At 69.2% G+C, this 23,506-nt stretch carries 23 protein-coding genes; 12 read left to right on the top strand and 11 right to left on the bottom strand.

The annotated features are described in order from the left end of the window. Positions 1-628: 628 nt before the first annotated feature. The 4 genes from ACIQBL_RS14345 to ACIQBL_RS14330 form a co-directional block, all read right to left on the bottom strand. The gene (locus ACIQBL_RS14345) at positions 629-1,918 is read right to left on the bottom strand and encodes a citrate synthase (protein ID WP_401940958.1); all 1,290 of its coding nucleotides are present in this window, start codon (positions 1,916-1,918) and stop codon (positions 629-631) included. Positions 1,919-2,098: 180 nt separating this feature from the next. Continuing rightward, positions 2,099-4,384, bottom strand: coding sequence for an ATP-dependent RecD-like DNA helicase (locus tag ACIQBL_RS14340; protein ID WP_401940955.1), 2,286 nt, complete (start codon positions 4,382-4,384; stop codon positions 2,099-2,101). Between the two features lie 40 nt (positions 4,385-4,424). Continuing rightward, positions 4,425-4,610, bottom strand: a complete 186-nt coding sequence (locus tag ACIQBL_RS14335) for a DUF397 domain-containing protein (RefSeq protein WP_401940952.1) — start codon at positions 4,608-4,610, stop codon at positions 4,425-4,427. 8 nt (positions 4,611-4,618) lie between these two features. Further along, entirely contained in the window at positions 4,619-5,449 is an 831-nt protein-coding gene (locus ACIQBL_RS14330) for a helix-turn-helix domain-containing protein (protein WP_401940949.1), read from the bottom strand. A 232-nt stretch (positions 5,450-5,681) separates the two neighbouring features. Between ACIQBL_RS14330 and ACIQBL_RS14325 the strand changes: the two genes are divergently transcribed. Then, positions 5,682-6,095 carry an ATP-binding protein gene (locus ACIQBL_RS14325; protein ID WP_401940946.1) on the top strand — a complete coding sequence of 138 codons (414 nt, stop codon included), beginning with the start codon at positions 5,682-5,684 and terminating at the stop codon, positions 6,093-6,095. A gap of 420 nt (positions 6,096-6,515) precedes the next feature. On the opposite strand, the gene ACIQBL_RS14320 is transcribed toward ACIQBL_RS14325, so the two are convergent. Beyond that, a complete protein-coding gene (locus ACIQBL_RS14320; RefSeq protein ID WP_401940943.1) occupies positions 6,516-6,659 on the bottom strand; it encodes a hypothetical protein in 144 nt (47 codons plus the stop codon). A gap of 206 nt (positions 6,660-6,865) precedes the next feature. Between ACIQBL_RS14320 and ACIQBL_RS14315 the strand changes: the two genes are divergently transcribed. From ACIQBL_RS14315 to ACIQBL_RS14290, 6 genes are all read left to right on the top strand, one after another. After that, positions 6,866-7,972: a LacI family DNA-binding transcriptional regulator gene (locus ACIQBL_RS14315; protein WP_401940941.1), complete on the top strand. Its 1,107-nt coding sequence runs from the start codon at positions 6,866-6,868 to the stop codon at positions 7,970-7,972. Beyond that, positions 7,969-9,522, top strand: a complete 1,554-nt coding sequence (locus ACIQBL_RS14310; protein WP_401940939.1) for a sugar ABC transporter ATP-binding protein — start codon at positions 7,969-7,971, stop codon at positions 9,520-9,522. The genes ACIQBL_RS14315 and ACIQBL_RS14310 overlap by 4 nt, the downstream gene beginning before the upstream one ends. Beyond that, entirely contained in the window at positions 9,512-11,470 is a 1,959-nt protein-coding gene (locus tag ACIQBL_RS14305) for a substrate-binding domain-containing protein (RefSeq protein WP_401940936.1), read from the top strand. The genes ACIQBL_RS14310 and ACIQBL_RS14305 overlap by 11 nt, the downstream gene beginning before the upstream one ends. A gap of 50 nt (positions 11,471-11,520) precedes the next feature. Continuing rightward, a complete protein-coding gene (locus tag ACIQBL_RS14300; RefSeq protein WP_401940934.1) occupies positions 11,521-12,423 on the top strand; it encodes a ribokinase in 903 nt (300 codons plus the stop codon). Next, entirely contained in the window at positions 12,420-12,809 is a 390-nt protein-coding gene (rbsD, locus tag ACIQBL_RS14295) for a D-ribose pyranase (RefSeq protein WP_401940932.1), read from the top strand. Before ACIQBL_RS14300 ends, rbsD begins: the two co-directional genes overlap by 4 nt. Positions 12,810-13,076: 267 nt before the next feature. Beyond that, a complete protein-coding gene (locus tag ACIQBL_RS14290) occupies positions 13,077-13,454 on the top strand; it encodes a DUF937 domain-containing protein (protein WP_401940929.1) in 378 nt (125 codons plus the stop codon). 98 nt (positions 13,455-13,552) lie between these two features. Here the strand turns inward: ACIQBL_RS14290 and ACIQBL_RS14285 are convergent, their stop codons facing one another. Then, positions 13,553-13,909, bottom strand: a complete 357-nt coding sequence (locus ACIQBL_RS14285) for a hypothetical protein (RefSeq protein ID WP_401940927.1) — start codon at positions 13,907-13,909, stop codon at positions 13,553-13,555. A gap of 253 nt (positions 13,910-14,162) precedes the next feature. Here ACIQBL_RS14285 and ACIQBL_RS14280 point away from each other — a divergent pair, with 253 nt between their 5' ends. Then, positions 14,163-14,405, top strand: a complete 243-nt coding sequence (locus ACIQBL_RS14280) for a DUF397 domain-containing protein (RefSeq protein WP_401940925.1) — start codon at positions 14,163-14,165, stop codon at positions 14,403-14,405. Here the strand turns inward: ACIQBL_RS14280 and ACIQBL_RS14275 are convergent. The 5 genes from ACIQBL_RS14275 to ACIQBL_RS14255 form a co-directional block, all read right to left on the bottom strand. Beyond that, the gene (locus tag ACIQBL_RS14275; RefSeq protein WP_401940923.1) at positions 14,395-15,156 is read right to left on the bottom strand and encodes an HNH endonuclease; all 762 of its coding nucleotides are present in this window, start codon (positions 15,154-15,156) and stop codon (positions 14,395-14,397) included. The two genes, ACIQBL_RS14280 and ACIQBL_RS14275, sit on opposite strands and share 11 nt — an antisense overlap. Continuing rightward, a complete protein-coding gene (locus ACIQBL_RS14270; RefSeq protein ID WP_401940921.1) occupies positions 15,153-16,565 on the bottom strand; it encodes an AAA family ATPase in 1,413 nt (470 codons plus the stop codon). Before ACIQBL_RS14270 ends, ACIQBL_RS14275 begins: the two co-directional genes overlap by 4 nt. A 91-nt stretch (positions 16,566-16,656) precedes the next feature. Next, positions 16,657-17,457, bottom strand: coding sequence for a sugar phosphate isomerase/epimerase family protein (locus ACIQBL_RS14265; RefSeq protein WP_401942493.1), 801 nt, complete (start codon positions 17,455-17,457; stop codon positions 16,657-16,659). 35 nt (positions 17,458-17,492) lie between these two features. Further along, a complete protein-coding gene (locus tag ACIQBL_RS14260) occupies positions 17,493-18,644 on the bottom strand; it encodes a dihydrodipicolinate synthase family protein (protein WP_401940918.1) in 1,152 nt (383 codons plus the stop codon). After that, positions 18,641-19,798: a Gfo/Idh/MocA family protein gene (locus tag ACIQBL_RS14255; protein WP_401940915.1), complete on the bottom strand. Its 1,158-nt coding sequence runs from the start codon at positions 19,796-19,798 to the stop codon at positions 18,641-18,643. The genes ACIQBL_RS14260 and ACIQBL_RS14255 overlap by 4 nt, the downstream gene beginning before the upstream one ends. A gap of 248 nt (positions 19,799-20,046) precedes the next feature. Between ACIQBL_RS14255 and ACIQBL_RS14250 the strand changes: the two genes are divergently transcribed. The 4 genes from ACIQBL_RS14250 to ACIQBL_RS14235 all read left to right on the top strand — a co-directional run bounded on the left by ACIQBL_RS14250 (position 20,047) and on the right by ACIQBL_RS14235 (position 23,496). Further along, positions 20,047-21,093 carry a LacI family DNA-binding transcriptional regulator gene (locus ACIQBL_RS14250; protein ID WP_401940912.1) on the top strand — a complete coding sequence of 349 codons (1,047 nt, stop codon included), beginning with the start codon at positions 20,047-20,049 and terminating at the stop codon, positions 21,091-21,093. 58 nt (positions 21,094-21,151) lie between these two features. Then, entirely contained in the window at positions 21,152-21,643 is a 492-nt protein-coding gene (locus tag ACIQBL_RS14245) for a hypothetical protein (RefSeq protein WP_401940911.1), read from the top strand. 99 nt (positions 21,644-21,742) lie between these two features. After that, complete coding sequence (locus tag ACIQBL_RS14240) at positions 21,743-22,678, top strand: GNAT family N-acetyltransferase (RefSeq protein ID WP_401940908.1); 936 nt, start codon at positions 21,743-21,745, stop codon at positions 22,676-22,678. A gap of 17 nt (positions 22,679-22,695) precedes the next feature. Further along, positions 22,696-23,496 (top strand): sugar phosphate isomerase/epimerase family protein, encoded by an 801-nt coding sequence (locus ACIQBL_RS14235; protein ID WP_401940906.1) that lies wholly within the window; start codon positions 22,696-22,698, stop codon positions 23,494-23,496. Positions 23,497-23,506 lie beyond the last annotated feature (10 nt).

The raw sequence follows: 23,506 nt of genomic DNA, 5'->3' as shown, positions 1-23,506 counted from the left end.
ATAAGCTCTTCACAAGGCTCGCGCATCATCCTTACGCTGGGGCCCCGACCACGACATCGGGGCTCTTGCGCACCTAACGGACATATGCAAGAGACGCAGATCACAGTGATGTGAACGTAACCATCGAAGGGGTTCGAAGGTCTAAGTTGACGATGTCAGCAAGCGTCTTGGGGGGCGCGAACTGGCATCTGAGGATGTCTTGGGGGACTTCCTCAGAGTTGCGTTGCCGGGACACGTACACCGGGGAGCTTTGAGCGGCCCTCTCGACGTGCGATGTCCCGGCCAACCGCACACATCACTGGCTCCACCCAGTAGTACGAGGAGTTTTGCTCGTTCTGCTCAACGAAGCTCAGATCCATCGAGCTTTGGTACGACAGCGATTCAGGCGCTGGTTTCTCAAAGGCGCCCGGCCGGATCCCGTGGGGGGAATCCGCACCGGGACATGGGAAGGCGCCCTGTACGCCGGCCCGTGGGGGGACCGTCGGCAGGGCGCCTTCTTCTTTGAGTACCGGTGCAGTGCGGCGCCCCGTTAGGGGCGCGGGGCTGTGACATGTGCGGCTCCGCCGCGCGGGCCCGACCAGCCCCCACCGGGCCCGCAGCAAACGAACCGCGGACCCCGGCGGAGCGGTCAGCGACCTTCCACCGGCACGAAGTCGCGCTCGACGACACCCGTGTAGATCTGGCGCGGGCGCCCGATGCGGGAGCCGGGCTCCTTGATCATCTCGTGCCACTGCGCGATCCAGCCCGGCAGGCGGCCCAGGGCGAACAGGACCGTGAACATCTCGGTCGGGAAGCCCATCGCCCGGTAGATCAGGCCGGTGTAGAAGTCGACGTTCGGGTAGAGGTTGCGCGAGACGAAGTAGTCGTCGGACAGCGCGTGCTCTTCGAGCTTCAGCGCGATGTCCAGCAGCTCGTCGGACTTGCCGAGGGCCGAGAGGACGTCGTGCGCGGCGGACTTGATGATCTTGGCGCGCGGGTCGAAGGACTTGTAGACCCGGTGGCCGAAGCCCATCAGGCGGACGCCGTCCTCCTTGTTCTTCACCTTGCGGATGAAGGAGTCGACATCGCCGCCGTTGGCCTGGATGCCTTCCAGCATCTCCAGGACGGACTGGTTGGCGCCGCCGTGCAGCGGGCCCCACAGCGCGTTGATACCGGCCGAGATCGAGGCGAACATGTTGGCCTGCGAGGAGCCGACCAGGCGGACCGTGGAGGTCGAACAGTTCTGCTCGTGGTCCGCGTGCAGGATCAGCAGCTTGTCGAGCGCGGAGACGACGACCGGGTCGAGGTCGTACTCCTGCGCCGGGACCGAGAAGGTCATGCGCAGGAAGTTCTCGACGTAGCCGAGGTCGTTGCGCGGGTAGACGAACGGGTGGCCGATCGACTTCTTGTACGCATACGCCGCGATCGTCGGAAGCTTCGCGAGCAGCCGGATCGTGGAGAGGTTGCGCTGGTTCTCGTCGAACGGGTTGTGGCTGTCCTGGTAGAAGGTGGACAGCGCCGAGACGACCGACGACAGCATCGCCATCGGGTGGGCGTCGCGCGGGAAGCCCTTGTAGAAGTTCTTGACGTCCTCGTGCAGCAGGGTGTGCTGCGTGATGTCGTTCTTGAACACGGTGAGCTCGTCGACGGTCGGCAGCTCGCCGTTGATCAGCAGGTAGGCGACCTCCACGAAGGTGGAGCGCTCGGCCAGCTGCTCGATCGGGTAGCCGCGGTACCGGAGGATGCCCTGCTCACCGTCGAGGTAGGTGATGGCGGATTTATAGGCGGCGGTGTTTCCATAACCGCTGTCCAGTGTCACCAGACCGGTCTGGGCGCGGAGCTTCCCGATGTCGAAGCCCTTGTCGCCGACGGTGCTGTCGATCACCGGGTAGGTGTACTCGCCGTCGCCGTACCGCAGTACTACAGAGTTGTCGCTCACGTCATCCCTCACCGACGTTGTGCCTCTTCTTCGAGGTTGCCCTGACTGTCTCTACCATCCCCCATTTGGCGCAGGAGAGTGCACTCGGGGTCGACCATTGGGCCTATTGGCGGCACTCAGTGCCGCCAACCTGCTCATCCTGCCCCCTCCACCCCGGCATCTGGAAGTGCTGTGTGACCTTCATGACTCATTTGATCGATCATTTTTTACGGTCAGTCTGAAGTCCAGTGCCGTGCAGCGTCGGCCCGCCGAGACCGTGCGCACCGCCTGGCCGATCGCCTTGCGGGATCCGACCAGCACGACGAGTTGCTTGGCCCGGGTCACGGCCGTATACAGCAGGTTCCGCTGAAGCATCATCCACGCGCCCGTGGTGACCGGGATCACCACGGCCGGATACTCGCTGCCCTGGGAGCGGTGGATGGTCACCGCGTAGGCGTGCGCCAGCTCGTCCAGTTCGTCGAAGTCGTACGGCACCTCCTCGTCCTCGTCCGTCAGCACCGTGAGGCGCTGGTCGACCTGGTCGAGTGAGGTGACGACGCCGACCGTGCCGTTGAAGACGCCGTTCTCGCCCTTCTCGTAGTTGTTGCGGACCTGGGTGACCTTGTCGCCGACCCGGAAGACCCGGCCGCCGAACCGCTTCTCCGCGAGGTCGGGGCGGCCGGGCGTGATCGCCTGTTGCAGCAGTCCATTGAGGTTGCCCGCGCCCGCCGGTCCCCGGTGCATGGGCGCGAGCACCTGGACGTCCCGGCGCGGGTCGAGCCCGAACTTGGCCGGAATCCGCCGCGCCGCCACGTCCACGGTGAGCCGGCCCACCTCCTCGGTGTCGTCCTCGACGAAGAGGAAGAAGTCCTTCATGCCGTCGGTGAGCGGGTGCTGCCCGGAGTTGATCCGGTGCGCGTTGGTGACCACGCCGGACTGCTGCGCCTGCCGGAACACGCGCGTGAGGCGTACGGCGGGGATGGGACCGCCGTCGGCCAGCAGATCGCGCAGCACCTCGCCGGCGCCGACGCTGGGGAGCTGGTCCACGTCACCGACGAAGAGGAGGTGGGCTCCTGGGGGGACGGCCTTGGCCAGCTTGTTGGCGAGGAGGAGGTCGAGCATGGAGGCCTCGTCGACCACGACCAGGTCGGCGTCCAGGGGACGGTCCTTGTCGTAGGCCGCGTCGCCGCCGGGCTTGAGTTCCAGGAGGCGGTGGACAGTTGAGGCTTCCGCGCCGGTGAGTTCGGCGAGGCGCTTGGCGGCGCGGCCGGTGGGGGCGGCGAGGACGACCTTGGCCTTCTTCGCGCGGGCCAGCTCCACGATCGAGCGCACGGTGAACGACTTGCCGCACCCCGGGCCGCCGGTGAGAACGGCCACCTTCTTCGTCAACGCCAGCCGGACGGCGGCCTCTTGCTCGGGCGCGAGCTCCACGCCCGTCTTCCCCTTCAGCCAGGCCAGCGCCTTGTCCCAGGCCACGTCGTGGAAGCCGGGCATACGGTCCGCCTCCGTGCGCAGCAGGCGGCGGAGCTGGGCGGCGAGGGAGAGTTCGGCGCGGTGGAAGGGGACGAGGTAGACGGCGGTGACGGGGTCGGGGCTGCCGTCGGGGCCGGGGACCTTCTCCCGTACGACACCGGGGTCGCCCGACTCCTCGTCCGGGAGGGCGAGTTCGGCGAGGCACTCGATGACAAGGCCGGTGTCGACCTGCAACAGCTTGACCGCGTCGGCGATCAGGCGTTCCTCGGGGAGATAGCAGTTGCCCTGGTCGGTGGCCTGCGAAAGGGCGTACTGGAGGCCCGCCTTGACGCGCTCCGGGCTGTCGTGCGGGATGCCGACGGACTGGGCGATCTTGTCGGCGGTGAGGAAGCCGATGCCCCAGACGTCGGAGGCGAGGCGGTACGGCTGGTTCTTGACGACAGAGATGGACGCGTCGCCGTACTTCTTGTAGATGCGCACCGCGATCGACGTGGACACCTCGACGGTCTGGAGGAAGAGCATGACCTCCTTGATCGCCTTCTGTTCCTCCCAGGCGTCGGAGATCTTCTTGGTGCGCTTGGGGCCGAGCCCCGGGACCTCGATGAGGCGCTTGGGCTCCTCCTCGATGATCTGGAGGGTGTCCATGCCGAAGTGCTGGGTGATGCGGTCGGCGAAGACGGGTCCGATGCCCTTGACGAGGCCTGAGCCGAGGTAGCGGCGAATGCCCTGGATGGTGGCCGGGAGGACCGTCGTGTAGTTCTCCACGGTGAACTGCTTGCCGTACTGGGGGTGCGAGCCCCAGCGGCCCTCCATCCGGAGGGACTCACCGGCCTGGGCGCCGAGCAGCGCGCCGACGACGGTCAGCAGGTCTCCGCCGCCGCGGCCGGTGTCGACACGGGCGACCGTGTAGCCGTTCTCCTCGTTGGCGTAGGTGATCCGCTCCAGGACACCTTCGAGGACGGCGAGATGCCGCTCGCCTGTCGGGTTCCCCGGATTCGCCGTCTGGTTGGACATGGTTCGACGGTACCGGGCGGGTGTGACAGGGGGTGGGGGGTCAGGGGTGGGGGTGCTGCTTCAGGGCTTCGATGAAGGGGGTGAAGGCGGGGGCGGGGAAGGTGAGGGTGGCCCTGGAGGGGGTTTTCGTGTCGCGGACGAATACGTGGGCGGGGGTGTTCGCGATCTCCACGCAACTGTTGCCGTCGCCCTCGCCGGAGTAGGACGACTTCCGCCAGTTGTCCATGTGTTGCCTCACAGCTCTTTCTCCAGCTTGTGGATGAATCCGCGCGACCGTTCGGGGTCGAGCGACGCGGCCTCCACTCTACGGAAACTTGTTCGGTAGGTATTGAGTTGAGCCTCGGAGTCGATGAGGACCGAGCCATGGGGCGCATCACGGACCACTGTGTCCAGCTTCGGCAACGGGCCGCCCGCATATGTCATCGTGCTTGAGGCTTTGGCGAAGCCGTCCAGGTCAAAGGGAACGACACGCAGGGTGACGTGATCCGCTTCGGAAAGCTCAAGCAGTCGGCGGAGTTGAGCCTTTGCGGTGGCGCGGTCACCGACCCTGATACGGAGCGCCGCCTCGTGAATGACAACCTCGTGCGGGATGACGATCTGCTGGCGTGCCGCGCGGTGAGAGACACGCAAGTCAAGCTCTTCGTAGGTGAGTTCGGGCAGCCTGGACCCGAAGACGGCGCGGGCGTAGTCCTCCGTCTGCAGTCGTCCCGGTACGTACAGGATCGCCACGTCGCGCAGGAACGCGGCGTGATGTTCCAACTCGGCGAGATCCAGGAACGACGTGGGCAGCAGGCCTCGGTACTCCTCCCACCAGCCGCGTGTCCGATCGGTGGCCATCGCGACCAGAGCGTCGACGAACTCCGCGTCCGTGCAGGCGTAGTGGGATGCGAGGCGCCGAAGCCTCTGCTCGCTCACTCCCGCGAGAGCGGACTCGATGTGCGTGATCTGAGCCGGGCTCACTCCGAGCAGCGCCGCCGCCTCACGGGAGCTGAGGCCTGCGGCTTCGCGGAGCCTGCGTAGTTCGGTTGCCAGACGCAGCTGGCGGGCAGTTGGTTCGCGCCTCAAAGCTCTCGACCCGCTCCTCGGTTCAACGCGCCTGCGGGCGCTCCTCGTTCGGGGGTCAGACTACGCGAACGGCTTGCTGTATCTCTACATTTAGATCTACCGTCAGTGATGCGACGCATACTGTGCGGAAATGCCGGACCCCGGAAGCGCACCGCCCCGTCCTGCTATGACGGCCGCGGCAGAGCCACCGTCGGCAATCTCCAACCTGCCACCACCGAACCGGAGTTGACGCATGTCCGAAAACCCACCCGTGCCCTGGGAGTACTGCCTCTACGTCCCGAACGACCTCCGTGCCGTCACCGTCAGCCGCCGCACCCTCCGGCTGATCCTCACGGTGCACGGTCTGATCCGGCTGGCGGACACCGCCGAGTTGCTCGCCACGGAGCTGGTCGCCAACGCCGTACGGCACACGAAGGGGCCTGCCGCCCTGCGAGTCCGCTGGTCCGACGGCGTCCTACGGCTCGGAGCCTGGGACGCCGATCCCGAACCGCCGGACCCGCCAAGGTCGTTGGAGGAACTCGGCGACTCCGAGGACGGCCGCGGCCTCGCGCTGGTCCGGGCCTGCGCCGACCAGTGGGGCTGGCAGCCGCTGTCCCGGAACGGCAGCCGGGGGAAGCTCGTGTGGTGCGAGCTTGCCGCGGCTTGAGATGGCGTTCCGCTGGAACTACCGTGCGGGGCAGGCCAGTTCGGACTTCGCACGGTTCGGGGAGCACATCACCAGGGCCGGCGACAGATACGACGGGCGCACCCGTCGGGTCAGGTGAGTGGCGTCGCCCTGCGCTTCGGACCGGAACCCGGGTGCGAACCCGGCCGGCCGCTCCCCGAGCCATGACGCCGTTTGCAGGGGAGACGGGTCGGACGCGGAACGCTCGGTGCCACCAGGGGGAAGGGGCAAGGGGTAAGGGGTAAGGCGCGGAAATGTGACACTCGGCGCCGAAGTGTCACATTTGCGCGGGGCGGGTCCCCTCTGGCGGGCGCCGGCAATTCGCATCAGCCCTGACGTGGAGGGCCGAGTTCACTGTGAGAGGTTGTGCCCCGATGGGATCACGGCCGTGTGCAACACCCTTCAGGCGGGGACCGGGGCCTGCCACCAGTGCAGGGATTTCAGGCCGACGGCCGTCGCGGCGGTGACCAGGACACCGGCTGTGACCGCCGCCAGCAGCAGGGACTTGCTGATGTGCCCGGCGATGAAGAGCCCGCCGAACCGCACCGGGTGCGGCGCACGGCCGTGGCGAGGGCCATCCCCCGCGACGGGACCACGCCGGCCGCCATCACGGCGGCCATGACGCCCTCGATCACGGTGAACAGCACTCACCCGAGCCCCTCCATCACGATCCGGTCTCAAGGTCTTGTCAACTCGCATGTAATCGATTCCAATCCTCCATGTAATCGATTCCACGAGGAGGTGGAGCGGCGATGGCGAGCATCAAGGACGTCGCTGCCGAGGCCGGGGTCTCCGTGGCCACGGTGTCGCGGGTGCTGAACGACCATCCGTCGGTCAGTGACGACGCACGCACGCGGGTGCTGGCCGCCGTAGAGGCGCTGGGCTACCGTCCGAACGCCGTCGCCCGGTCACTGCGCACCGATCAGACCCGCACCCTCGGTCTGGTCATCAGCGACGTGCTCAACCCGTACTTCACCGAGCTGGCCCGCTCCGTGGAGGAGGAGGCCCGCGCGCTGGGTTACAGCGTGATCATCGGCAACGCCGACGAGCGGCCCGAACTGCAGGACCACCACGTACGGACCCTGCTGGACCGCCGTATCGACGGCCTTCTGCTCTCCCCCACCGACGGCGGCTCCGCCGGGATGCTGGACACCGCGCGCGCCGGCACGCCGATGGTGTTCGTGGACCGGTGGATCCCGGGCGTGGACGTGCCCGTCGTGCGGGCCGACGGGCGGGCCGCGATCCGGGATCTCGTCGCGCATCTGCACGGGCTCGGGCATCGCAGGCTCGCCATCATCGCGGGCCCTGCCGCCACCACGACCGGCAGTGAGCGCGTCGCCGCCTTCCGGGACGCGCTCGCCGCGTACGGGATTCCTCTTCCCGACGAGTACATCGGGCAGGGCGACTTCCAGGCCGAGAGCGGGCGGCGGGTCACCGAGGGGTTCCTCGATCTGCCGGAGCCGCCCGAGGTGGTGTTCGCCGCCGACAACCTGATGGCCCTGGGTGCCCTGGACGCCGTACGCGCGCGTGGGCTTCGTGTTCCCGAGGACCTCGCGCTGGCCGCGTTCGACGACATCCGCTGGTTCGTGCACACCGATCCGCCGATCACCGCGATCGCCCAGCCCACGGGCGAGTTGGGGCGGGCGGCCGTGCGCGCGCTGGTCGATCAGATCGAGGGGCGGGCTCCGCAGTCCGTCACTCTGCCCGCGCGGCTGGTCGTGCGCCGCTCGTGCGGTGAGCCGCATACCGGGCGGTCCCCTGTTCCGCCGGGGCACGACACCGGTCCACCCCGCGTGCAGCCGGATCCCGCGCAACCGCCTGTTCCACCTGTTCAAACCGTCCGAAGGAGCAAGTCGTGAGCAACCAGGACGAGTTGCTGCGCATCGAGGGCCTCCGCAAGACCTTCCCCGGTGTCGTCGCGCTGGACGGCGTCGACTTCGATCTGCGCCGGGGCGAGGTCCATGTGCTGCTCGGTGAGAACGGCGCGGGCAAGAGCACGCTCATCAAGATGCTCTCCGGCGCCTACCGCCCCGACGGCGGTCGCATCCTGGCCGGTGGTGAGGAGGTGCGCATCCACAGTGCGCAGGACTCCGCGCGGCTCGGGATCGCCACCATCTACCAGGAGTTCAACCTCGTTCCCGATCTGACGGTCGCCGAGAACATCTTCCTGGGGCGGCAGCCGCGCCGGCTGGGGATGATCGACCGGAAGCGGATGGAGGCCGACGCCGCCGTTCTGCTGGAGCGGGTGGGTGTGCAGGTGTCGCCGCGCGCCCGGGTGCGTGAACTCGGTATCGCGCGGCTCCAGATGGTCGAGATCGCCAAGGCGCTGAGTCTCGACGCGCGGGTGCTGATCATGGATGAGCCGACCGCCGTCCTCACCTCCGAAGAGGTCGAGAAGCTCTTCGCCATCGTGCGCCAACTGCGCGCCGACGGCGTCGGGATCGTCTTCATCACCCATCACCTTGAGGAAATCGCCGCCCTTGGCGACCGCGTCACCGTGATCAGAGACGGTCGGTCCGTCGGCCAGGTGCCTGCCTCCACGCCCGAGGACGAGCTCGTACGGCTCATGGTCGGGCGGTCCATCGAGCAGCAGTACCCGCGTGAACGGGCCGACACCGGGGCCGCGTTGCTCTCCGTCGAGGGGCTCACCCGGGACGGTGTCTTCCACGACATCAGCTTCGAGGTACGGGCCGGTGAGGTCGTCGGTATCGCCGGGCTCGTCGGGGCGGGTCGTACCGAAGTCGTACGGGCTGTCTTCGGGGCGGACCCGTACGACCAGGGGACCGTGAAGGTCGGCGGCTCCGCGTTGCGCGGGCACGACGTCAACGCGGCCATGGGCGCCGGGATCGGGCTCGTGCCCGAGGACCGCAAGGGGCAGGGGCTCGTCCTCGACCAGTCGGTGGAGGAGAACCTCGGGCTCGTCACCATGCGGGCCGCGACCCGCGGTGGGCTCGTCGACCTCAAGGGGCAACGGGCCGCCGCCGCGCGGATCGCCGAGCAACTGGGCGTACGGATGGCGGGACTTGGGCAGCAGGTGCGGACCCTGTCCGGTGGCAACCAGCAGAAGGTCGTCATCGGCAAGTGGCTCCTCGCCGACACCAAGGTGCTGATCCTCGACGAGCCGACGCGCGGGATCGACGTCGGCGCCAAGGTCGAGATCTATCAGCTGATCAACGAACTCACCGCCGCCGGTGCCGCCGTGCTCATGATCTCCAGCGATCTGCCCGAGGTCCTCGGCATGAGCGACCGGGTGCTCGTCATGGCCCAGGGGCGCATCGCGGGCGAACTCTCCGCCGAACAGGCCACGCAGGACTCCGTGATGGCACTCGCCGTCAGCACACCCAGCACACCGACCCAAGCGACTACCGCTCAAGCAACTACCGCTGTGGAGGGCCACCGTGGCCACTGACACGCTCAAGAGCACTACGGGCGCGAGTGGCGCCTCGGGACTCCGCCGACTCCTGCTCGACAACGGCGCGTTGACCGCGCTCATCGTTCTCGTCATCGCCATGTCGGCGCTGTCCGGTGACTTCCTGACCACCGACAACCTCCTCAACGTCGGTGTCCAGGCGGCCGTGACCGCCATCCTCGCCTTCGGCGTGACCTTCGTGATCGTCTCGGCGGGCATCGACCTGTCGGTCGGTTCGGTGGCGGCCCTGTCGGCCACCGTGCTCGCCTGGAGCGCCACCCAGCACGGCGTCCCGGTCGTCCTCGCCGTGCTCCTCGCGATCGCGACAGGTATCGCGGCCGGTCTCGTCAACGGTTTCCTCATCGCCTACGGCAAACTCCCGCCGTTCATCGCGACGTTGGCGATGCTGTCGGTGGCGCGCGGGCTGTCGCTGGTGATCTCGCAGGGCTCCCCGATCGCCTTCCCCGACTCGGTCTCGCACCTCGGTGACACGCTCGGCGGCTGGCTGCCGGTGCCGGTCCTCGTGATGATCGTGATGGGGCTCATCGCCGCCTTCGTCCTCGGCCGGACGTACATCGGCCGGTCCATGTACGCGATCGGCGGCAACGAAGAGGCCGCGCGCCTCTCGGGGTTGCGCGTCTCCCAGCAGAAGCTCGCGATCTACGCCCTGTCCGGTGTCTTCGCCGCCGCCGCGGGCATCGTCCTCGCCTCCCGGCTCTCCTCCGCGCAGCCGCAGGCCGCCGACGGTTACGAACTCGACGCGATCGCCGCGGTCGTCATCGGCGGCGCCTCCCTCGCGGGCGGCACCGGCAAGGCGTCCGGCACGCTGATCGGCGCGCTGATCCTGGCGGTGCTGCGCAACGGCCTCAACCTCCTTTCCGTGTCCGCCTTTTGGCAGCAGGTCGTCATCGGTGTCGTCATCGCGCTGGCGGTGCTGCTCGACACCGTGCGGCGCAAGGCGGGCGCGACTCCCGTCACCGGTGCGGGTGTTGGCGGTGGCGGTGGCGGCAAGGGCAAGCAGGCGACGACGTACGCCCTCGCGGCCGTCGTCACCATCGCGGTCGTGGGCGCGACCTCCTTCCTGCACAACGGATCGTCTTCGAGCGCGAAGCCCAAGCTCGGTCTGTCCCTCTCCACGCTCAACAACCCGTTCTTCGTGCAGATCCGGGCCGGCGCGCAGGCCGAGGCGAAGAAGCTGGGCCTGGACCTGACCGTCACCGACGCGCAGAACGACGCCTCGCAGCAGGCCAACCAGCTTCAGAACTTCACCAGTTCCCAGTACGGCGCGATCATCGTCAACCCGGTGGACTCCGACGCGGCGAGCAACTCCGTGAAGGCCGCCGACAAGGCGAAGATCCCGGTCATCGCCGTCGACCGGGGCGTCAACAAGGCGGCCGTGGACACACTCGTCGCCTCCGACAACATCGCCGGTGGTGAACTCGCCGCCAAGACCGTCGCGGAGAAGCTCGGCGGCACCGGCAAGATCGTCATCCTCCAGGGCCAGGCGGGTACTTCGGCGGCGCGCGAGCGCGCGGAGGGCTTCGCCAAGGGGCTGAAGGCCTACCCCGGCATCCAGGTCCTCGCCCAGCAGCCCGCCGACTTCGACCGCACCAAGGGCCTCGACGTGATGGCGAACCTGCTCCAGGCCCACCCCGACGTCCAGGGCGTCATCGCCGCCAACGACGAGATGGCCCTCGGCGCCATCAAGGCGCTCGGTTCCAAGGCGGGCACGTCGGTCTCGGTCGTAGGCTTCGACGGAACGCCCGACGGGCTGACCGCGGTCAAGCAGGGCACGCTGTACGCGTCCGTGGCACAGCAGCCGAGCCAGTTGGGCAAGATCGCCGTGGACAACGCGCTGCGCGCGGCTCAGGGCAAGAAGGTGGAGACGACGGTGAAGGTGCCGGTGAAGGTGGTCACCAAGAACAACGTGGCCGGCTTCACCGGCTGACCACGACGACCGGATCACCACTCCAAGTCACCACTACGGGGAGTCAATTGATGTATGACTACGACCTCCTGGTCGTGGGATCGGCCAACGCCGACCTCGTGATCGGCGTCGAGCGGCGGCCGGGCGCCGGCGAGACGGTCCTCGGTTCCGACCTGGCCGTCCACCCCGGCGGCAAGGGCGCCAACCAGGCGGTCGCCGCCGCCCGGCTCGGTGCCCGTACGGTCCTGCTGGCGCGGGTCGGCGACGACGCGTACGGCCGGCTGCTGCTGGACTCGCAGCGGGCCGCCGGTGTCGACACGGTGGGCGTGCTGGTCGGCGGTGCCCCGACCGGGGTCGCGCTGATCACGGTGGACCCGTCCGGCGACAACAGCATCGTGGTGTCGCCGGGGGCCAACGGACAGCTGTTCCCCGTCGACATCCAGGCCGCCGCGTGTCTCTTCCACGCCTCCCGGGTGGTCTCCGTACAGCTGGAGATCCCGCTGGAGACGGTCGTGGAGGTGGTACGGAGTCTGGCGCCCGACAGCCGGTTCGTGCTGAACCCGTCGCCGCCCCGGCCGCTGCCGTCGGAGGTGCTGGCGGCCTGCGACCCGTTGATCGTCAACGAGCACGAGGCGCGGGTGATCCTCGGGGACGCGTGTGTGAGCGAGCGGCCCGAGGACTGGGCGCGGATCCTGCTGGCGAAGGGGCCGCGTTCGGTGGTCGTGACGCTGGGCGCGGAGGGTGCGCTGGTGGCCTCGCGGGAGGGGGTCACCCGGGTGCCGTCCGTGAAGGTGGATGCCGTGGACACGACGGGTGCGGGCGATGCCTTCACCGCCGCGCTGGCCTGGAAGTTGGGCACGGGCTCCGGCCTGGCCGAGGCGGCGGCCTACGCGGCGCGGGTCGGGGCGGTGGCCGTCACCCGGAAGGGTGCCCAGGAGTCCTTCCCCACGGCCGATGAGGTCGCCGCGCTGTGAAGAAGGCAGGGATTCTCAACCGTCATCTCTCCGGCGCGCTGGCCGAGTTGGGGCACGGGGACGGGGTGCTGGTGTGCGACGCCGGTATGCCGATCCCGGCCGGTCCCCGCGTGGTGGACCTGGCGTTCCGGGCCGGGGTGCCGTCGTTCGCGGAGGTGCTGGACGGGCTGCTGGCCGAGCTGGTGGTGGAGGGGGCGACGGCGGCGAGCGAGGTGCGCGGCGCCAATCGCGCGGCCACCGCCCTGCTCGACGCCCGCTTCCCCGACCTCGACCTCGTCTCCCACGAGCGGCTCAAGGAGCTGTCGGCGGGGGCGCGGCTGGTCGTACGCACCGGGGAGGCGCGGCCGTACGCGAATGTGCTGCTGCGCTGCGGGGTGTTCTTCTAGAAATGTGACACTCGGGGGGGCATGTGTCACATTCTCACATTCGAGGGGGCCCGGTCCGTCGACCAAGCCCCCTCGGCTATTCCCCTCCAACATCAGGACCCCTCAAGATCCCCCCAGATCCCCCTCCAAGAGTCCCGATGCCAAGTAGGACCCGCGGGCCGCGGGGAGGGTTGTACGCCGTCTTGAGAATTTTTCAGAACAGCTTCCGGACGGCCGCCGGCCGGCTTCCAGGTGCCGATAAAACGGGGCAGACGTAGCGTTTCAGGCATGAGCGAAGACTCTGCTACGACCCTCCAGGGCGACGTTCTCGACGAACTGGGCGACGCCAGGGTCCAGGAGATCGCGGGCCTGCTGGGGACGGACGAGGCGGGCGCCAGAGAGGTCGTCGGTACGACGGTCTCGGCACTGTCCGGCGAGGCGGCGACCGTCGAGACGCCTCAGGAGGCTCCCCTCCAGGGCGTGGTCACGCTGGGCGGTTTCGCGACCGGCGGACTCATGGCCGGAGTGCTGGCCAAGGCGGCCAAGCCGGTGGCGAACGCGGTGGCCAAGAAGACGGGGCTGCCGCCGGCCACCGTCGCGCGGGTCGTCGAGATGCTGATCCCGGTGGTGCTGACGGTGCTGACGAAGCGGGCGGCGAAAAAGTAGGACGGATCGGTACGGCATACTCCTGACCTCCTGCCCCACCCCGGATCGAACGGGGTGGGGCAGGGCTCAGGGGTGTGCCGAACGGTGGCCGGCCGGCGTCAGCGGACGGTGACCGAGACCGGCTTGGACACGGTGGCGCCGTCCTTGACGCGCAGGACCTCGACGCCCTTCTTCTGGAACTTGTCGGTCAGCTTGTAGGCACTGTGGCCGACCTTGGCGGTCACGGGCAGGGACTTCCAGGTCCTGCCGCTCTTGACCTGGAGCGTCACCTTGCTGCCCTCCTTCAGACCGGCGGTCCTGCCGGTGAAGGTGACCACGTCGCCGGGCTTCACGGTGGTGTGGTTGGCCTTGAGGGTGAGGGTCGGCGGCGCGGCGGGCGCGGCGACGGCGGAGGTGGCGCCGACGGCGACGAGGGCCGCGGAAACGACGGAGACGGCGGCAATACGCACGTTCACAGAGAGCTCCTTGTTGTGTTTCTCGAATTACTTCTCTTATGCGTCTCTCAGGCTTCTCTCATACGAGAAAAAGCCCGGAAGGCCGCGCTTCCGGGCTTTTCCCCGGCCCCGCGGCGAGCACGATCCTATAGACACGACCTGCGGAGACACGGTTCCGGAAGGCCCCGGAAAAGATGAATCAACAGGTCGGTCACAGGAATTGCGCGCACCGCGCGGGCCGTGATCTGCATGTATATAAAGGAGCTGTGTGAAGGTGGCTCTCCGCGAGGAGGACTTCCGTGTGGGCGAGGAGTTGAGGCTGCGGCGACTTGCGGCCGGTTTCCACCGGAAATGGGGGAGACGTCCGCCGAGCACACCATCCTCGACTCTTCCGTCCTCACCGGGTGATGTGCCCGTCCGCGACAGCAAGGCCGTCACCGGCCCGGCGCTGGTCTTCTCCACGGGCGGCCGGGCCGCGTTCGTCGAGGCCGTGCGGGACGGGCGTGTCAGTAACTGAGGCCCCGGTAGTGCAGGAACGCAGTCCGCAATTCGGAATCGCGGAGGAGGTCAAGGGTCTCCTCCTCCCCCACGAACAGGGCATCGGCCGCCGGATGGCCGGACTGGTGGAACATCGCGACCAGTACATCGATGAGCGGGTGGTTCCAGGCGACCCGGACGATCTCCGTCGCCTTGTCACGTTGCCCCCTGTCCATGGCTGTGCGCCACAGCTCGATCGAACCCTGGGCCATCAGGTAGGCATCCATGCGTCCCTTGACCAGGACCGACCTGGTGTTGAGACCGAACACCTCGATACAGGCCTGTCCCCGGTCGGTCAGGCCTCGGTACGTTCCGACCGGGAGCACCAGTCGGAGGTGATCCAGGGGATCCTCCGCGGTCGGGTCCACGAGCAGGGGGCTGCCGTCCGCCGCGAGGGGAAAGCGGTTCCCCTTCTGAATGCTGTTGCAGGACGAGCAGGCAAGCAGATGGTTGAGCCAGTCGAAGGTAAGCAGCGGAGCGAGGCTCTTCGGCTCGAAGTGATCGATGTCGGTGCCCTGGCTGTCACCGCAGTACATGCAGCGTTCGTGGCCGGGAGCCATCTCCGCAAGCCCCGCGAGGAGTGCGGGGCGGACCTGTCGGCGATTCTCCCAAAGTGCCTTCGCCCTGGCCTTGCGTTCCTCGTGCGTAGCCCGCTGCCGGATGTCGTCGGTGTAGCTCCTCAGCAGCTCCGTCGTACCCGGCGCCAGGACAGCACGCCGAAGCCGGATCACTCCGCTTCGCCCTTCGGGTCCTCGGTGATCTCCTCCGCGATCCGGTGGAGGTGCGCACTCATCTCGTCCAGCCGGGCCGACGGCGAACTCGCAAGCAGTTCCTTGAGCTCCCGGTAGCGGGCGAGCAACTCCCGCGACGAGGCCCCGTCGTAGACCTCCGCCTCCAGCCCCACGAACTCGGCCCTCACCTGCTCGGCCCGCTCGGAGTAGGGCGTGTCGAGACCGAAGAGGTCGGAAAGTACGGCGTCGTCACCGCTTCCGTACACCACCCGGTCGTACAGGTCCGGATCGATGACCTCGGGCGGGCGCGCCTCGTCCACGCCCGGCAGCCGGATCAGGCCGCCGGGGTCGGCGGCCTGGCAGATGTACGGGCTGTGCGTCGTGACGATGAACTGGATGCGGGGGAAATGAGCGGTCAGCCAGGGGCCGATCCGACGCTGCCAGGAGACGTGCAGATGGGCGTCGATCTCGTCGATGATGACTACTCCGGGTGTCATCAGCGCGATCGACTCGCCTTTGGCCTCCCAGGGACCGGACTCCCACAGGTCGTCGCCGAACACGTCGTGCAGCTGCTTGAGGATGTCGACGACGAGCGCCACCACCGTACGGAACCCGTCGCTCATCTCCCGCAGGGGGAAGCGGCTGTCGTGCCGCTCGACCCACAGGCCCTCGGAGTCGACGTCGTCGATCCGGTACTCGTCCGGCAACAGTCCGTCTCTGAGCAGCGCCAGCGCGAAGGCCTTCAGCCCCTGGGCGCCCCCTCTGCCTTCCAGTGCGCGCAGATGCTGCTCGATCAGCCAGGCGACGCCTTCGGCAAGTGAGGCATCCTCGTGGAACAGACTCGTGTGCCTGGCCACAGGCCCTGACGCCAGCATCAGCCGCTGCACCTCGCCCGAGCCACCGGCCATCCGACGGAACGGCCCGTAGGCCGCAGAGAACCATCCCGCCGGGTTGTCCGCCCACGGACCACGGCGGGCGATACCCGTCTTCGCCTTGGTGTACGGGATCTCGTCGAGCCCGGGCTGCACACCCCGGCGGACCGGAACCCTGCCTGCCGCGCCGTCGCGGGGCGTCTTCCAGCGAAGCCCGGCCCAGAAGTCACCAGCGGGCGGGCGGCCCTGCGAGAACCGGTCGTGCTGCGCGTCCCGGTGGATCTGGACCTCGACCTGGCCCGCCGTATGCTCTTCCGTCACCCAGTTCTCGAACTGCGGCACCAGACTGCGGGCCACCCCCGGCCCGCTGAGCGCCAGCGCCATGGCCCGCAGCAGCGTCGTCTTGCCCGATCCGTTGCGCCCGGCGAGCACCGTCCACCCGGCGTGACTGCCGTCGGGGCGGGTCAGGGTGAGGTCGACCTCGCGTGGACCGTGGAAGAACTTGATGTCCCTCACGATGATCCGGCTGACGTACATGGGCGATGGCGTCCGTTCGTTCGGGTGTGGCACCCGATCTTAGGGCCGTGGCCTGCCCGTCTGTGCAGGAAGCAGGCAGGCCACGGACCCGCTACCGGGTCACGTGTTCCACGAACCGCGCCGCCGTCTCCGCCAGCACCTCGCGCCCGTCCCGTGCCCACAGCGCGTCGTTGAACAGCTCGACCTCGATGGGGCCGGTGTATCCGGCGGCCTCGACGTACGCCTTCCACTCCCGCATGTCGATCGAGCCGTCCCCGATCTGCCCGCGGCCGTTGAGCACGCCCTCCGGCAGCGGGGTGGTCCAGTCGGCGAGCTGGAAGGTGTGGATACGGCCGCCCGCGCCCGCCCGAGAGATCTGCTCGGGCGCCCGGTCGTCCCACCAGATGTGGTACGTGTCCACCGTCACGCCGACCTGCTGCGCGGGGAAGCGCTCGGCCAGGTCGAGGGCCTGGGCGAGCGTGGAGACCACGCAGCGGTCGGAGGCGTACATGGGGTGCAAGGGCTCGATGGCCAGCCGTACGCCCCGCTCCTCGGCGTAGGGCCCCAGCTCGCCCAGCGCGTCGGCGATCCGCTCCCGTGCGCCGTGCAGGTCCCTGGAGCCGGCCGGCAGACCGCCCGACACGAGCACGAGGGTGTCCGTGCCGAGGGTGGCCGCCTCGTCGACGGCCCGGCGGTTGTCGTCCAGGGCACGGACGCGTTCGTCCGGGTCGATCGCCGTGAAGAAGCCGCCCCTGCACAACGTTGTCACCGTGAGGCCCGCGTCGCGGACCAGCTTCGCGGTCTCCTCCAGGCCGTACGACTGGACGGGCTCGCGCCACAGGCCCACCCCGGGGACACCCAACTCCAGGCAGGCGTCGACCAGTTCGGGCATGCTCAGCTGCTTCACCGTCATCTGGTTGATGGAGAAGCGGGACAGGCCGGGATCGCTCACTGGGTCACTCCGTACAGGGCGAGCAGGTTCTTCATCCGTTCCTCCGCGAGCTTCGGGCCGGGGAACAGGCCCAGGCCGTCGGCGAGTTCGTAGGCGCGGGCGAAGTGCGGGAGGGAGCGGGCCGATTGAAGGCCGCCGACCATGGTGAAGTGGGACTGGTGGCCGGCCAGCCAGGCCAGGAGGACCACGCCCGTCTTGTAGAAGCGGGTGGGGGTCTGGAAGAGGTGGCGGGACAACTCGACGGTGGGGTCGAGGAGTTCACGGAATCCGGCCGTGTTCCCGGTGTCCAGGACGCGGACCGCCTCGGCCGCCAGCGGGCCCAGCGGGTCGAAGATGCCGAGCAGGGCGTGGCTGAAGCCCTGGTCGTCGCCCGCGATCAGCTCGGGGTAGTTGAAGTCGTCGCCGGTGTAGCAGCGGACGCCCTTCGGCAGCCGGCGCCGGATGTCGATCTCCCGCTGAGCCTCCAGGAGCGACACCTTGATGCCGTCCACCTTGTCGGGGTGGGCCGCGATGACTTCGAGGAACGTGTCGGTGGCCGCGTCCAGGTCGGACGAGCCCCAGTAGCCCTCCAGGGCCGGGTCGAACATCGGGCCGAGCCAGTGCAGGACGACGGGTTCGGCGGACTGGCGCAGGAGGTGGCCGTAGACCTCCAGGTAGTCCTCGGGCCCCTTCGCGACGGCCGCGAGCGCGCGGGACGCCATCAGGATGGCCTGCGCGCCGGACTCCTCGACGAGGGCCAACTGCTCCTCGTACGCGGCCCGCACGTCGGCCAGGGTGCCGCCGGTGATCTGGTCGGTGCCGACACCGCAGGCGATCCGGCCGCCAACGGCCTTGGCCTCGGCGGCACTTCGGCGGATCAGCTCGGCCGCGCCCGCCCAGTCCAGGCCCATCCCGCGCTGCGCGGTGTCCATCGCCTCGGCGACACCGAGCCCGTGCGACCACAGGTGGCGGCGGAAGGCGAGGGTGGCGTCCCAGTCGACGGCGGCGGGCGAGTCGGGGCTCGTGTCGGCGAACGGGTCGGCGACGACATGGGCCGCCGAGAACACCGTACGCGAGGTGAAGGGGGTGCCGGAGGTGACGGCGAAGGGTTCGGGGCGGGGTTCGTAGGCCCGCAACCCGCCCTTGGAGTCGGGGAGTTGGATGGTCACAGCGCGATCTCCGGGACGTCGAGGCGGCGGCCCTCGGCGGACGACTTCAGGCCCAGCTCGGCGAGCTGGACGCCGCGGGCGCCGGCCAGGAGGTCCCAGTGGTAGGGGGCGCCGGCGTAGACGTGGCGCAGGAACAGCTCCCACTGCGCCTTGAAGCCGTTGTCGAACTCGGCGTTGTCGGGGACCTCCTGCCACTGGTCGCGGAAGACCTCGGTGACGGGGATGTCGGGGTTCCAGACCGGCTTGGGGGTGGAACTGCGGTGCTGGGCACGGCAGTTGCGCAGACCGGCGACGGCGGAGCCTTCTGTCCCGTCCACCTGGAACTCGACGAGTTCGTCGCGGTTGACGCGGACGGCCCAGGAGGAGTTGATCTGGGCGATGGCGCCGCTGTCCAGCTCGAAGATGCCATAGGCGGAGTCGTCGGCGGTGGCGTCGTAGGGCTTGCCGTTCTCGTCCCAGCGCTGCGGGATGTGGGTGGTGGCGATGGCCTGGACGGACTTGACGCGGCCGAACAGCTCGTGGAGGACGTACTCCCAGTGCGGGAACATGTCGACGACGATGCCGCCGCCGTCCTCCGCGCGGTAGTTCCACGACGGGCGCTGGGCACTCTGCCAGTCGCCCTCGAAGACCCAGTAGCCGAACTCGCCGCGGATGGACAGGATCCGGCCGAAGAAGCCGCCGTCGATGAGCCGCTTGAGCTTGAGCAGGCCGGGGAGGAACAGCTTGTCCTGGACGACGCCGTGCTTGATGCCGGCCGCGTCGGCGAGACGGGCCAGTTCCAGGGCGCCGTCGAGTCCGGTCGCGGTCGGCTTCTCGGTGTAGATGTGCTTGCCCGCCGCGATCGCCTTCTTGAGCGCCTCCTCGCGGGCCGAGGTGACCTGGGCGTCGAAGTAGATCTCGACGGTCGGGTCGGCGAGGACCGCGTCGACGTCCGTGGAGACGTTCGCCGGGTCCAGCCCGTGCTGCTCGGCGAGCGCCTTCAGCGCGTGCTCGCGGCGGCCGACGAGGATCGGTTCCGGCCACAGCACGGTTCCGTCGCCGAGGTCTAGACCACCCTGCTCGCGCAGTGCGAGGATCGAGCGGACGAGGTGCTGTCGGTATCCCATGCGCCCCGTCACGCCGTTCATGGCGATACGCACTGTCTTGCGTGTCACGTGTTTCCCTTCGTCCGCATGCGTCTCCGCGCATGTCCCACGATTGCAGCAAGCGCTTTCTATATATGCAGAAGCTAGCCTTTGCCCACTGGTCTGTACAAGACCGTGATGGGGTCGAGTTGTTCGAGGGGGCGAACGGCTGGGGTAGATGGCCTTATCGTCTGCTCGGACGGGGGCTTCCTTTGAGCAGCCTATGCAGCCTATGTACAACGTCGTACGACAAGATGCGCGACCGGAGGACGAACGACATGACGGTGACCCTGGCGGACGTGGCGGCCCGCGCCCAGGTCTCCCCCGCGACGGTGTCGCGCGTACTGAACGGCAACTACCCGGTCGCGGCGACCACACGGGAGCGGGTGCTGCGGGCGGTCGACGAGCTCGACTACGTCCTCAACGGCCCCGCGAGCGCGCTCGCGGCGGCGACCTCCGACCTCGTCGGCATCCTGGTGAACGACATCGCCGACCCCTTCTTCGGGATCATGGCGAGCGCGATCCAGGCCGAGATCGGGGGGCCGGGCGGGCGCGCGGGTGGCGAACGGCTCGCCGTGGTGTGCAACACGGGGGGCTCCCCGGAGCGTGAGCTGACGTACCTGACCCTGCTGCAACGGCAGCGGGCGGCGGCCGTCGTCCTGACCGGCGGGGCCATGGAGAACGCCCCGCACGCGGCCGCCGTGGCGGCGAAGCTGCGGAAGCTCGGGGAGGCGGGGACACGGGTGGTCCTGTGCGGACGGCCGCCGGCGCCGGACACGGGGGCGTTCGCGCTGACGTTCGACAACCGCGGGGGCGGCCGGGAGCTGACCGAGCACCTGATCGGCCTCGGCCACCGCCGGCTCGGCTACATCGCGGGCCCGGAGGAACGCACGACCACCCGGCACCGGCTGGAGGGCCACCGCGAGGCGCTGGCCGCGCACGGGATCGACGAGGATCCCCGGTGGACCGTGCACGGGCGGTACGACCGGCGGTCGGGCTACGAGGCCACGCTGGAGCTGCTGCGGCGCGATCCGTCGCTGACCGCCGTGGTCGCGGCGAACGACTCCGTCGCGGTGGGCGCGTGCGCCGCGCTGCGGGAGTCGGGGCTGCGGATCCCGGAGGACGTCTCGGTCGCCGGGTTCGACGATCTGCCGTTCAGCGTGGACGCGGTGCCTTCTCTTACGACGGTGCGGTTGCCGTTGTCGGAGGCGGGGGCCCGGGCGGGGCGGATCGCGATGGGGCGGGAGGAGCCGCCGCCGGGTGGGATCGCCACGGTTCGGGGGGAGTTGATGGTCCGGGGGTCTTCGGGGGTGCCGCGGAAGTAACTGCGGGCGGGTCCGGGGGTGTTGAGGTGGGCCGAGTTTCAAGGAGAAGGAGGAGACCGTGACGACCCTCGCGGTGACCGGGCACCTGGACCTGACCGAGGACAGTGTCCCTCTGGTCCGCGCCGCCCTGGACGACCTGCTCACGCGGTACGCCGAGGACGGCGGGCTCGTGGGTGTCTCCTGTATCGCCGAGGGGGCCGACTCCCTCTTCGCGGAAGCCGTCCTCGCCGCCGGCGGGCGCCTGGCCGTCGTCATCCCCTCCCGGGACTACCGGCGGAACAAGGTCGGGCCCGATCACGCCGCCCTCTTCGACCACCTCGTCGAAGCCGCCGGGGAAGTCCTCGTCCTCCCCCGCGCAACGGCCGACCGCCGGGCCTACGAGGCGGCCAACAGCGTGCTCGTCCAACGCGCCGACCGCCTCGTCGCCGTGTGGAACGGCGAACCCCCCACCGGAAAGGGCGGCGGCACCGCCGACACCGTCCTCGAAGCGCGAGCGGCGGGTGTACCCGTGGATGTCGTGTGGCCCGAGGGCGCCTCTCGGCGAGGTTGAGTGACCGACCGTTGCCTTGGACACCCCGGAGGGCCTACCGTCAGAACCGCAATACCTCTGACTGAGTCAACTACCCTGAGCGAGCACCGGGGATCGATCATGACCGTCCAGGACATCCGTGCCTTCAACCGCTTCTACACGAACGTCATCGGCGCCCTCGACTACAGCCGCCACCTCTACGCCCCCTTCACCCTGACCGAGTCGCGCGTGCTGTACGAACTCGCGCACTCCCCTCGTACGGACGCGGCCGACCTCCGGTCCGAACTGTCGCTGGACGCCGGGTACTTGAGCCGGATCCTGAACCGGTTCGAGCAGGACGGGCTGATCGAGCGGGCGCCCTCGGAGCGGGATCCGCGGCGGCGGCAGGTCACGCTGACCGTGCGCGGGCGGGAGACCGCCGACCTGTTGGCCGAGCGGGCGGACGAATCCGTCGGGGCGCTGCTCGCGACCGTGCCGGACGCCGACCGGCTACGGCTCTCCGAGGCGCTGCACACCGTACGGACCATCCTGTCGGACGGGCCCCCGCACACCCGGCCCGAGGATGTCGTGCTGCGGGAGCCGGGGGCCGGTGACCTCGGGTGGATCGTGCAGCGGAACGCGGCGCTGTACGCCGCCGAGTACGACTTCAACGCCGACTACGAAGGGCTCGTGGCGCGGATCGTCGCCGATTTCGCCGAGGACCACGATCCGCATCTGGAGCGGGTGTGGATCGCCGAGCTGGACGGGCGGGCGGTGGGGTGTGTGATGTGTGTGCGGGACGAGGCGCCGGGGACCGCGCGGCTGCGGCTGCTGCTCGTCGAGCCCGACGCGCGGGGGCTGCGGATCGGGGACCGGCTGGTGTCGGCGGTCGTCGAGTTCGCGCGCGGTGTCGGTTATCGCGACCTCGTGCTGTGGACGAACGACGTGCTCGGCGCCGCCCGCCGTATCTACCAGCGGCACGGGTTCGTCCTCGTCGCCGAGAAGCCGCACCGCTCCTTCGGCCAGGATCTCGTCGGCCAGGACTGGCGTCTCGACCTGCACGGAAGCGGTGAGTGACGAGTAGGGTCGCGTCCATGAAGTTCGCCTTCTCCACCCTCGGTGTCCCCGGGCTCCCCGTCGCCGACGTGCTGCACCTCGCCGTCACGCACGGCTACCACGGCGTGGAGTTGCGCGCGCATCCCGAGGAGCCCGTGCACCCCGGCATCGACGCCGCCCAACGGGCCGACGTGGCCGCCGAGTTCAAGGCGGCCGGCGTCGAAGTCCTGGGCCTCGCCGGGTACCCGCGCGTGGCCGCGCCGGGCGACGACGACGTCGTACTCGCGGAGATCCGTGAACTCCTGGAGCTGGCACGGGACTTGGGCGCGCCCTTCGTGCGGGTCTTCCCCGGCGGCGGCACCGAGCAGCCCGTCGGGGAGGCCGACGCGATCGCCGCGCGGCGGCTGGGTACCGCGGCGGAGTGGGGTGCGGATCTCGGCGTACGGGTCCTGCTGGAGACGCACGACTCGCATCGGACCGGGGCGGACGCGCTGCGCGTGCTCGGGCCGGTCGGGCACCGGCAGGTGGGGGCCCTGTGGGACGTGATGCACACCTGGCTGGGCGGGGAGCAGCCGTCGGAGACGTTCGCCGCGCTCGGGCCGTATCTCGGATACGTCCAGGTCAAGGACATCGCGTCGACCGAGGACACCACGCCGCTGCCGCTCGGGGCCGGTGTCCTCCCGCTCGCCGAGTGCGTCGAGGTGCTGTCCCGGCACGGGTGGGACGGCTGGCTGTGCTGGGAGTACGAGAAGCGGTGGTACGAGGCCGCGGCCCCGCTGTCCGAGCTGCTGGGCGCCGGTCGGCGTCATCTTGCGCGGCTGCTCAACGACTCGGCGTGACGCCACTCCC

The organism is Streptomyces sp. NPDC088350, assembly GCF_044753545.1.
GTDB lineage: Bacteria > Actinomycetota > Actinomycetes > Streptomycetales > Streptomycetaceae > Streptomyces.
The sequence above is the reverse complement of the archived record's forward strand: the minus strand, read 5'-3'. Positions and strand labels throughout refer to the sequence as shown.